This is a genomic window from Bacteroidota bacterium (assembly GCA_018816945.1).
In the GTDB taxonomy this organism is placed as follows: Bacteria; Bacteroidota; Bacteroidia; order Bacteroidales.
In genome coordinates this window covers 81,573-89,784 of the sequence record JAHIVC010000062.1, presented here as the reverse complement: position 1 = coordinate 89,784, position 8,212 = coordinate 81,573, and the positions used below count along the sequence as shown (strand labels likewise).

The window sequence follows — 8,212 nt, the reverse complement described above, 5'->3', positions numbered from 1 at the left end:
AAGAGAGGTTACGAGGCTTTGCTTACTTACTACGTAAAGATTGCCCCACATCTTAATGAACCGCTGTATACGAGACCCGTACGTACAGTGGTGTGAGAGGTTCTCCCCATCAGCTAACGCTGGTGGGGCAGCCTACTCGATGTGTGCCCAGCATGAGCATAAGCACACCCATTCGCAGTATGTATAAATATTTCAAATATGCAAATCTTTTGGATATAAACAAGGTGCGAGGGTGTATAAATTTTTTCCAAAGTTCGGCATGGATGTCATCGGCTATACTTGATTTTATTCCTGATTTGTCAAAAATTTTCTTTAAAACCGGAATCCTTTCATGTATTTATACTCAATATCAGTTGGTGGCAAAAGGGTTTCTTTTACAGTTCTGGGACTTGTCCAACGAAGTAAGTTTAAATAGCTTCCTGCTTTATCATTTGTGCCTGAAGCACGGGCCCCGCCAAAGGGTTGTAATCCTACCACCGCACCACTGGGTTTGTCGTTATAATAAAAATTTCCGGCTGCGTAACGAAGGATTCTGCATGCTTTAATCGTAGCGTACTTATCATTTGAGAATATAGAACCCGTAAGCGCATAAGGTGAAGTTTCATCACAAATTTTTAAAGTTTGCTCAAACTGATCATCTTCGTAAATAAAAATAGTCATTACTGGCCCAAAAATTTCTTCCTGCATGGTTTTAAAATTTGGATTGGTAGTTTCGATAATGGTCGGTTCAATGAAATAACCAACACTTTTGTCGCCCTTTCCACCAAACAATATTTTAGCATCGGGTGCTTTTTTTGCATCATTGATATAACCCATGATATTTTCGTAAGACTTTTCATCAATTACGGCATTCATGAAATTATTCAGATCGGAAACATCCCCGAGTTTTATTTTTGAAACTTTTTCCAGAATGAATTTTTTGGTTTCCACCCAAATGGATTTTGGAATATAGGTTCTGGAAGCTGCCGAGCATTTTTGTCCCTGATATTCAAAAGCACCACTCACGATGGCTGTAGCCAGTTGTTCCGGATAGGCTGAATTATGGGCAAAAATAAAGTCTTTACCACCGGTTTCGCCTACCAATCTGGGGTACGATTTGTAAAGTTCAAGGTTTTGCCCTACCGTTTTCCAAAGTCCATTAAAAGTACCGGTAGAACCTGTAAAATGGATGCCTGCCAAATCACGGTGTTTTAATACAAGGTCGCCAATCATGGCTCCCGAACCCGGAATAAAATTAATGACCCCATCCGGTATTCCGGCCTCTTTATAAATCTTCATTAAATAATAACTTGATAGTAATGAAGTGGTAGCAGGCTTCCAAACCGTTGTATTTCCCATCAGAGCAACCGATGTATTTAAATTAGCCGCAATTGCGGTAAAATTGAAAGGAGAAATGGTGAAAACAAATCCTTCGAGCGGACGGTATTCAAGTCGGTTGATATTATCAAGGCCAATGGTCGGTTGATTCTCGAATATCTGCGAAACAAAATGTACGTTAAACCTCAAAAAATCGATGGTTTCGCAGGCTGCATCAATTTCCGCCTGATAAGCATTTTTCCCCTGGCCAAGCATGGCAGCCGCATTTAAAACGTAACGGTATTTTTTCGAAATCAATTCGGCTGCTTTCAGCATTATCGAAGCACGTTCCACCCAGGAAGTTTCCATCCATTCTGTTTTAGCATTAAGCGCTGCTTCAATGGCAGCCTTAACATCTTCCGGCCTTGCTTTGTGATATTTTGCAATTATATGTTGGTGCTTATGCGGAGATACAACGTTTTCTGTATTCCCTGTAAATATTTCCTTTCCGCCAATAATCAATGGGATTTCTATTTCCTGATTACTTTGTTTATCCAGTTCTTTTAAAAGAAGTTCTCGTTCCGGACTTCCTTGCAAATATGTGTAAATCGGTTCGTTTTTTGGTTCTTTAAAATCAAAAATTGCGTTGTTCATCTTAATGACTTTTTATTTGTAAATAAATTGTGCGTTATGTAATGAAAAGCATAACGTATGCAAAATTATATATTTTAAAGTAGCTTTCGGGAAAAAACAATTAAAAATTTATCATCGAAATGATGGAGGTATGGATACTTTTCTTTTATGAGGCTATGCTTACTTATTACGAGAAAATTGCCCCATCCCGATGTATCGGGAAACCGCTGTATACCTGCCCGACCGGTTCAGTCGGGCGAAACCTCCCGAAACTTCGGGATACGGTGGTACCTGCCTGCGCAGGCAGGTGAGAGCCTCTCCCTGTCAGTGTTGGCTGATGGGGCGGGCTACTCGATTGGCAGCAATGATTATTGTTTTTTTATCTCGTTTATCATATTTGTCCATCCTGTCGAATCAAATAAAATAATATACATCTTTTAATCAAAACGTTTGAAATCCTTTATGAAATCAAAACGTTATAAACAATGAGCTCTTGAATTTTTATACTGCTTTTGAATATGCTGATTGCATCTTGCAGAATATGATTTTAAGCTTTCAATTATACCCTTATAATTATCATGATTTTGAATTCATGATTATAAGAGACTGTCTGATTTTTTAAGCTTTTTGGTGCAATAGTACCTTCGAGGCAGAAAAAAATTAGCCACAAAGGCACAATTAGACAATGGATACACTAAGAATATTACAAAATTTGGTGTTCTGTCATATTCTATTTCAATTAGAACATAAAAATATGATTATCTGTACTATATCTTATTTTCAGATAGTCTCCTAACTATCCATTTTTCTATACCAATAATCGGGAATATTATTGAACCGGCAACCAAAGAGATTACTATACCTCTTAAATCGAGTGATGCAGTTCCAAATACTTTTTGCATAAAGGGTGTGTAAATAAACAGTGCTTGCAAAATGAGAATTGTGGCAATTCCCCAGAAGATGATTTTGTTACTGAAGAAACCAATTTTCGAGACAGAATCGTTAAGTGACCTGCAATTGATTAAATAGAATATTTGAAACATGATGACAAAAGTAACAGCAATGGTTTGCGATTTTGCCAATGCATCTACCTGAGCCACTCCCTCTTTCAGCGAATTGAAATATCCCCAATTAAACAGCATGATGGTGCCTGTAGTCATTAAAACAGAAACGAAAAATACCCGGAATGTTACGAACCTGTTAAAAAGAGGTTCTTGAGGTTTTCGTGGAGGACGGCTCATTACATTAGGTTCTTTTACTTCAAATGCCAGTGGCAAGGCCAAAGCTATTGCAGCAACTAAGTTTATCCACAATAATTGAGTTGGCAACATTGGTAGCAATAGTTCGTTTGTAATCGGACTAAATGGAAAGAACATGATGCTATAAATAAGAATAAGAGCCAAACCCAAATTGGTGGGAAGTAAAAATGCGAGCGATTTAAGTAAATTGTCGTAAACCCTTCGGCCTTCCTCAACGGCAGCGCCGATACTTGAGAAATTGTCGTCGGCAAGTACAATGTCAGCCGATTCTTTTGAAACCGATGTACCTGTAATACCCATGGCAACGCCAATATTTGCCTGTTTTAACGATGGTGCATCATTCACCCCATCACCGGTCATGGCTACAATTTCATTGTTTTTTTGCAATGCTTTTACTAAACGAAGTTTATGTTCGGGAGCTACACGGGCGAAAATGTTTGTGCTTCGAATGGTTTCGTCTAATGCGGTATCGTCCATTTTCGATAGTTGAACACCCGTAACAACTTTGCCATCTAGCGATAGTCCTAATTCCATGCCAATGGAACGGGCAGTAGCATGATGGTCGCCGGTTATCATTTTTACTGTAATGCCAGCATTATGGCATGCATTAACAGCTTCGATTGCTTCCGGGCGAGGAGGGTCAATCATACCAATAAGGCCAACAAATTGAAACCCATCCACGACATCGTCGGGAGTTAATTCGTGGCTATTAATTTTAGTCCAATCTTTTTGAGCAATTGCCAAAACTCGCATTCCTTTAGAACCTAAGTGTTCAATTTGAGAGATAATTTGTTGAGAATCTAAGGAATAACCGCCGATATGCTCGTAGCAACGTTTTAGTATAACTTCGGGTGCACCTTTAATTATTACATGGTCATTAAGCGTAGCCATATATTGCAGCTCAGAGTCAAAAGGAATAACATCTTTTCGTTGATGCGCTTGTCGTAAATCATCTGTATCAATACCTGCTTTTGCTGCCGCTACTACCAAGGCGACTTCAGTTGGGTCGCCCGAAATGCTATATTCTTTGCCTTCGTAAATGATATTAGCATCGCTGCATAACACAGCATTTTTTAGTAAAACTTTTATTTCTTCAGGCAAAGTGGTCAATTCAACTCCATTAAGCATAAATGAACCCGATAAATGATAGCCAACGCCTGATAATTGAATGCTATTTTGATAGTTCCAAAGTTCATTAACGGTCATTTCGTTGCGGGTAAGTGTGCCTGTTTTATCGGAACAAATAACCGTTGTACTCCCCAATGTTTCAACAGCAGGGAGCTTTCGAATAATGGCTTTTCGTTTTGCCATACGTTGAACGCCAATAGCAAGCGCAATTGTAACCACAGCCGGAAGACCTTCAGGGATTGCCCCTACTGCAAGTGCAATGGCAAATATTAAGCTGTCTTTTAGGGCAGTGTATAACAAAAAACCTTGCTCCAAAGCCCGGAAAGTGCCAACAAACATTATTACAATTGTTATAGCTAAAATTCCGACAGTTAAATATTTACCTATTACTGCAAGTTTCTTTGTGAGGGGAGTTTCCAGATCTATTGTTTCGCTAAGCATATCTGATATTTTACCGAGTTCGGTATTCATACCTGTAGCAACTACAATAGCTGTAGCAGTACCTGAAACTACCAATGTACCGCTGAAAACCATACATTTTCTATCGCCAATAACGGCATCTCTATTGACAGCATCCACTATTTTTTGCGAAGGAACAGATTCGCCGGTTAACGCAGCTTCTTCGACTTGAAAGTTTTTTTGTTGGATAAGCCTCATGTCGGCAGGAACACGGTCGCCAGCAGCCAACTGAACAATGTCGCCGGGCACAATTTCCGATACAGTTATGGTAACGAGTTGTCCATCGCGCATAACAGTTGTATTTTCTGGCACCAAATCGCTTAATGCTTCAATGGCTTTGCCCGCCTTAAACTCCTGTATAAATCCTATGATAGTGTTTACGACAACAACAGAAAGGACTACCAAGCCATCTGTAATTTTTCCCAATACAGTAGCCAATGTACTTGAACCTATCAGTACCCAAATTAACGGGTTGTTGATTTGTCGCCATAGGAGCTTTATTGCGCCGTCCTTATTCTTTCTTTTTATTTGGTTCAGTCCATACTTTAAAAGCCTGTTTTTTGCTTCAACTGATTTAAGGCCATTGATGGAGCTCTCCATATTGTCAATAACATGACTAAATTCAATGGCGTGCCATTGTCCGACTTCCTCGTTTTTTTTTTTCATTTAAAAAAATCCTTATTATTGCGTTTTTTTCATGGCTGCCAACGATCTAGTGTTTTAATCATCGTTTCAGTGCAAATATAATCAGAAAGGATAAAATTTAGTAAGTTGATTGAAAGTAAATTAAATTGGAAGTGGAAATGATGAATAAAATCCTGTGTGTGCCCTGAATAAGCAGCAGCACACACTTGTTCTAAACAGTTGAAAAAGTATATAAATACAAATAAACTCTAAATAACCGCTATACAGCAAGTATAATTTTCCCAGATGTTAACCCGCCCGGATGAACATCCCTGCCCGAATGAATTCGTTCAGGTGGGCATTCGGACCGAAAGTCCTTTATGCGCAGCAGTAACGTCTTTAGTATATCAATTTCCTCACAACTTAACGAACCGCTGTATACCTGCCCGGTCGGTCAGGCTGGCGAGACCTCCCAAAACTTTGGGATACAGTATTGTGAGAGGTTCTCCCCATCAGCTAACGCTGGTGGGGCATCCTACTCGATTATCGGCTGCTCTTCTTCGTCCGTCAATATTATGTATAGGTGTTTTTGTCAAAATATTTGAGTTAAGTCAGTCGCCAATTGAATAGGTATAGTATTGTTTATTGCTATAATCTCTGAGTGTGCTATTAATGAGATTGTTGGTTGAACCTGCCTAACTTTTTTGATTATATCAATGTCAAAGGCAATTAATTGAGAAAATAAATTGTAGGCATTTTTATACCTCTGGTCAGTAATGTTGCTAAAATTCCCGTGTCCATTTTTTTGTGTGTAATCAACAGCAAAATATGTAGCAATACCTTCTTCCAATACAGTTGCGGGAAATTGTCCAGCCGTTGGACTTAAACAATGAATGACTTCGTGTGCTAATTCATAAATTCCTTCATTAAAATCTATTAGACATCTTGCAGTAAGTTGTATTGCATAATGCTTACAGTTTTGGGGATACCATACTTGAGGAATTGGTAAATTATAAAATTCAATACCTAAAATTGTATATGAATAATCTCTCTTTCCATATTGAGCTTCAGCATAATTTAAAATATCTCCAAGTTTGGTAGTGAGCGTATACGAAAATCCATTGTGAATTTGTTGTGCAATCATTGTTGTTGCCACAATATTCTATGTTGTAAAGTCTGGTGAACCATTTGTTTGTATGAAGTATTGAAATGTGATTTCATCATTGGTATATCCTCTTGTATCGTCTTTAATTTTTCCGTCCCATAGCTTCGAAATATTTCTTTTATTTTATAGTCGAGTTATTGTTGAATAACATCAATTTTTTTTATTGTAATGAAAGAGCAAGGCATTTCGCGAATAACTTTCTCGGTAACACTCCCCATAAAAAACCGGCTTAACCCTGTTCGTCCATTGGTTCCCATTATCAGCAAGTCGATATGTTGTTTTTTAATTGTATCCAAAATTTTCTCATCCGCTTTACCGTACTTTATTTCAATTTTATGATTAACCCCTTTCAAATCAAGGTCTTTAATCAATGCTTTCATTTTATCTTTAACCCGTTGCAATCTGGTTGCATTTTCTTCATCCAAATCAATATTAATTCTTTTGGAAACATATTCAAGAGGTTCGTAAACAGTAATAATTTTTAAACTTGCATCAAACTTCCTTGCCAATAAAACAGCATTCGTAAGAGCTCGTTTTGAGGGTTCTGAGAAATCAACCGGGCAAAGAATACTGGAAAACAATGTTTTTTTCTCCCCGTTAACCAACCATACAGGTATATCAGATTCTCTGATAATTTGTTCAGCAATTATACCCAGTTTAAATTTTTCCCTTTTCTTTTTTTCTTTTGTACCAATAAGTATCAGGTTGACTTTCTCTGAATTTGCCTTCTGAACAATAAAGTCAACTATTTTACCAAAAGCAATTTCCGGCTCTTGTACTTTTACCTTATTGCTTATAAGAACTTCTTTAATCTCATTTAATGATTCTGTTACCGATTTTACGACAATATCTTTAATATTATCTTTTAATTCCGTATCACCAACAACACACATCAGTGTAATTTCCGATTTGTAAGCATTTGCCAGTTTTATTGTGGCATTTATTTGTTCTATTGAGTCAGTATTGACATCAATTGGCACTAAAATTTTTTCAAGTAGTTTCATCTTATTTTTTTAAATCGTTTATAAATATAATGAAAAACCGATGATTTATTCCCCGTTATCGTAAGCGGACTATATGTTTTCTATAGCGTCTTCCGATTTTTCACCTTTCGGGGAGAAAGATTTTGCAATTGAATGGGCTGCGAGCGGCGCGGTTAAATAAACAAAGAGTATAATGAGCAACGCTTTCATGTAAACCTGAAATACATTGAAATACAGGCTTACACCAATGAGTAAAAGCATTATGCCGAATGAAGTAGCTTTGGTGGTGGCATGTAGACGCCCGTATAAATCTTTGAAGCGTAAAATCCCGATGGCAGCAACCAGTATAAAAAAGGAGCCCAAAAGGATTAATGTTGAAATAATGATTTTATCCATTTTTTTGCTTTAAATAGGTTGAAATTGCGATGGTACCAATAAATGAAATTAATGAGATAATAACAGGTACATCGAAATACATTGCGTTGTTAATCAATACAGAATACAGCAGTATTACACCCATGATGATTGACGCGATCAGGTCCATAGCTGCAATCCGGTCGTTAACCGAGGGCCCCTTTAAAAGTCTGGCCAGGGTGATTATCATTGCCGTCATTAAAAATGCAAAAGCAATGTACAAAACAATATCAGGTAAAGATTCTATCATT

General features: G+C 37.7%; 7 protein-coding genes. 1 reads left to right on the top strand and 6 read right to left on the bottom strand.

Translation table 11 applies throughout. From position 1 onward, the window contains the following. Positions 1–312: 312 nt before the first annotated feature. A complete protein-coding gene (pruA, locus tag KKG99_09670) occupies positions 313–1,950 on the bottom strand; it encodes an L-glutamate gamma-semialdehyde dehydrogenase (GenBank protein MBU1013265.1) in 1,638 nt (545 codons plus the stop codon). A gap of 119 nt (positions 1,951–2,069) precedes the next feature. Between pruA and KKG99_09665 the strand changes: the two genes are divergently transcribed. Beyond that, complete coding sequence (locus KKG99_09665) at positions 2,070–2,240, top strand: hypothetical protein (protein ID MBU1013264.1); 171 nt, start codon at positions 2,070–2,072, stop codon at positions 2,238–2,240. Between the two features lie 456 nt (positions 2,241–2,696). On the opposite strand, the gene KKG99_09660 is transcribed toward KKG99_09665, so the two are convergent. From KKG99_09660 to KKG99_09640, 5 genes are all read right to left on the bottom strand, one after another. Continuing rightward, complete coding sequence (locus tag KKG99_09660) at positions 2,697–5,441, bottom strand: HAD-IC family P-type ATPase (GenBank protein ID MBU1013263.1); 2,745 nt, start codon at positions 5,439–5,441, stop codon at positions 2,697–2,699. Between the two features lie 550 nt (positions 5,442–5,991). Continuing rightward, complete coding sequence (locus tag KKG99_09655; protein MBU1013262.1) at positions 5,992–6,555, bottom strand: hypothetical protein; 564 nt, start codon at positions 6,553–6,555, stop codon at positions 5,992–5,994. Between the two features lie 143 nt (positions 6,556–6,698). Beyond that, positions 6,699–7,568: a universal stress protein gene (locus KKG99_09650; GenBank protein MBU1013261.1), complete on the bottom strand. Its 870-nt coding sequence runs from the start codon at positions 7,566–7,568 to the stop codon at positions 6,699–6,701. A gap of 69 nt (positions 7,569–7,637) precedes the next feature. Continuing rightward, positions 7,638–7,943, bottom strand: coding sequence for a monovalent cation/H(+) antiporter subunit G (gene mnhG, locus KKG99_09645; protein ID MBU1013260.1), 306 nt, complete (start codon positions 7,941–7,943; stop codon positions 7,638–7,640). Further along, positions 7,936–8,211 (bottom strand): hypothetical protein, encoded by a 276-nt coding sequence (locus tag KKG99_09640; protein ID MBU1013259.1) that lies wholly within the window; start codon positions 8,209–8,211, stop codon positions 7,936–7,938. Before KKG99_09640 ends, mnhG begins: the two co-directional genes overlap by 8 nt. Between the last annotated feature and the right edge of the window lies 1 nt (position 8,212).